Annotated in this window: 2 rRNA genes; both read left to right on the top strand. The window is 53.1% G+C overall.

The window, feature by feature from the left end:
- The first annotated feature begins 58 nt into the window (after positions 1–58).
- Positions 59–2967: ribosomal RNA gene (locus tag CYR52_RS22055) — 23S ribosomal RNA — on the top strand.
- A 95-nt stretch (positions 2968–3062) separates the two neighbouring features.
- Positions 3063–3178, top strand: a 5S ribosomal RNA gene (rrf, locus tag CYR52_RS22050).
- Positions 3179–3185 lie beyond the last annotated feature (7 nt).

Genomic DNA, 3185 nt, shown 5'->3' with positions numbered 1-3185 from the left:
CTGTAATAGAGTCTCTCAAATAATCACGCTCGCGGATGGAAACATCTTCGGGTTGTGAGGTTAAGCGACTAAGCGTACACGGTGGATGCCTAGGCAGTCAGAGGCGATGAAGGGCGTGCTAATCTGCGATAAGCGTCGGTAAGCTGATATGAAGCGTTATACCCGACGATACCCGAATGGGGAAACCCAGTGTGATACGTCACACTATCATTACATGAATACATAGTGTAATGAGGCGAACCGGGGGAACTGAAACATCTAAGTACCCCGAGGAAAAGAAATCAACCGAGATTCCCCCAGTAGCGGCGAGCGAACGGGGAACAGCCCAGAACCTGAATCAGTTTGTGTGTTAGTGGAAGCGTCTGGAAAGTCGCACAGTAAAGGGTGATAGTCCCGTACACAAAAGCACACAAGTTGTGAGTTCGATGAGTAGGGCGGGACACGTGACATCCTGTCTGAATATGGGGGGACCATCCTCCAAGGCTAAATACTCCTGACTGACCGATAGTGAACCAGTACCGTGAGGGAAAGGCGAAAAGAACCCCGGCGAGGGGAGTGAAATAGAACCTGAAACCGTGTACGTACAAGCAGTGGGAGCCTTGGTTTACCAGGGTGACTGCGTACCTTTTGTATAATGGGTCAGCGACTTATATTTTGTAGCAAGGTTAACCGTATAGGGGAGCCGTAGGGAAACCGAGTCTTAACTGGGCGTCAAGTTGCAAGGTATAGACCCGAAACCCGGTGATCTAGCCATGGGCAGGTTGAAGGTTGGGTAACACTAACTGGAGGACCGAACCGACTAATGTTGAAAAATTAGCGGATGACTTGTGGCTGGGGGTGAAAGGCCAATCAAACCGGGAGATAGCTGGTTCTCCCCGAAAGCTATTTAGGTAGCGCCTCGTGAATTTATCTTCGGGGGTAGAGCACTGTTTCGGCTAGGGGGCCACCCCGGCTTACCAACCCGATGCAAACTGCGAATACCGAAGAATATTATCACGGGAGACACACGGCGGGTGCTAACGTCCGTCGTGAAGAGGGAAACAACCCAGACCGCCAGCTAAGGTCCCAAAGTCATGGTTAAGTGGGAAACGATGTGGGAAGGCATAGACAGCCAGGATGTTGGCTTAGAAGCAGCCATCATTTAAAGAAAGCGTAATAGCTCACTGGTCGAGTCGGCCTGCGCGGAAGATGTAACGGGGCTAAACCATGCACCGAAGCTGCGGCAGCGACGCTTAGCGTTGTTGGGTAGGGGAGCGTTCTGTAAGCCTGCGAAGGTGGACTGTGAGGTCTGCTGGAGGTATCAGAAGTGCGAATGCTGACATAAGTAACGATAATGCGGGTGAAAAACCCGCACGCCGGAAGACCAAGGGTTCCTGTCCAACGTTAATCGGGGCAGGGTGAGTCGACCCCTAAGGCGAGGCTGAAAAGCGTAGTCGATGGGAAACAGGTTAATATTCCTGTACTTGGTGTTACTGCGAAGGGGGGACGGAGAAGGCTAGGCTGGCCAGGCGACGGTTGTCCTGGTTTAAGCGTGTAGGTGTGTCAACCTGGTAAATCCGGTTGGCTTTAACACTGAGGCGTGATGACGAACCACTACGGTGGTGAAGTAGCTGATGCCCTGCTTCCAGGAAAAGCCTCTAAGCTCCAGGTAACACGAAATCGTACCCCAAACCGACACAGGTGGTCAGGTAGAGAATACTCAGGCGCTTGAGAGAACTCGGGTGAAGGAACTAGGCAAAATGGTGCCGTAACTTCGGGAGAAGGCACGCTGGCGCGTAGGTGACGGGACTTGCTCCCTGAGCCGAAGCCAGTCGCAGATACCAGCTGGCTGCAACTGTTTAATAAAAACACAGCACTGTGCAAACACGAAAGTGGACGTATACGGTGTGACGCCTGCCCGGTGCCGGAAGGTTAATTGATGGGGTTAGCGGCAACGCGAAGCTCTTGATCGAAGCCCCGGTAAACGGCGGCCGTAACTATAACGGTCCTAAGGTAGCGAAATTCCTTGTCGGGTAAGTTCCGACCTGCACGAATGGCGTAATGATGGCCAGGCTGTCTCCACCCGAGACTCAGTGAAATTGAACTCGCTGTGAAGATGCAGTGTACCCGCGGCAAGACGGAAAGACCCCGTGAACCTTTACTATAGCTTGACACTGAACATTGAGCCTTGATGTGTAGGATAGGTGGGAGGCTTTGAAGCGTGGACGCCAGTCTGCGTGGAGCCATCCTTGAAATACCACCCTTTAATGTTTGATGTTCTAACTCGGCCCCATAATCTGGGGTGAGGACAGTGTCTGGTGGGTAGTTTGACTGGGGCGGTCTCCTCCTAAAGAGTAACGGAGGAGCACGAAGGTTAGCTAATCACGGTCGGACATCGTGAGGTTAGTGCAAAGGCATAAGCTAGCTTGACTGCGAGAGTGACGGCTCGAGCAGGTGCGAAAGCAGGTCTTAGTGATCCGGTGGTTCTGAATGGAAGGGCCATCGCTCAACGGATAAAAGGTACTCCGGGGATAACAGGCTGATACCGCCCAAGAGTTCATATCGACGGCGGTGTTTGGCACCTCGATGTCGGCTCATCACATCCTGGGGCTGAAGTAGGTCCCAAGGGTACGGCTGTTCGCCGTTTAAAGTGGTACGCGAGCTGGGTTTAGAACGTCGTGAGACAGTTCGGTCCCTATCTGCCGTGGGCGTTGGAAGATTGAGAGGGGTTGCTCCTAGTACGAGAGGACCGGAGTGAACGCACCCCTGGTGTTCGGGTTGTCATGCCAATGGCACTGCCCGGTAGCTAAGTGCGGAAAAGATAAGCGCTGAAAGCATCTAAGCGCGAAACTTGCCTCGAGATGAGTCTTCCCTGGGACCTTGAGTTCCCTGAAGGGACGTTTAAGACCAAGACGTTGATAGGCCGGATGTGTAAGTGCAGCGATGCATTGAGCTAACCGGTACTAATGACCCGTGAGGCTTAACCTTACAACACCGAAGGTGTTTTTAGAGACGACGATTTTCAGCGCTGTTCCAAGATTGGTTCCGGTGGCCCGTGAGGGCGGTCGGGATAACAGAATTTGCCTGGCGGCACTAGCGCGGTGGTCCCACCTGACCCCATGCCGAACTCAGAAGTGAAACGCCGTAGCGCCGATGGTAGTGTGGGGTCTCCCCATGCGAGAGTAGGGAACTGCCAGGCATCAAAT

The organism is Chimaeribacter arupi (assembly GCF_002858805.1).
Classification (GTDB): Bacteria; Pseudomonadota; Gammaproteobacteria; order Enterobacterales; family Enterobacteriaceae; genus Chimaeribacter; species Chimaeribacter arupi.
Note: the sequence above shows the minus strand (reverse complement) of the source record. Positions and strands in the feature narration are given on the sequence as shown.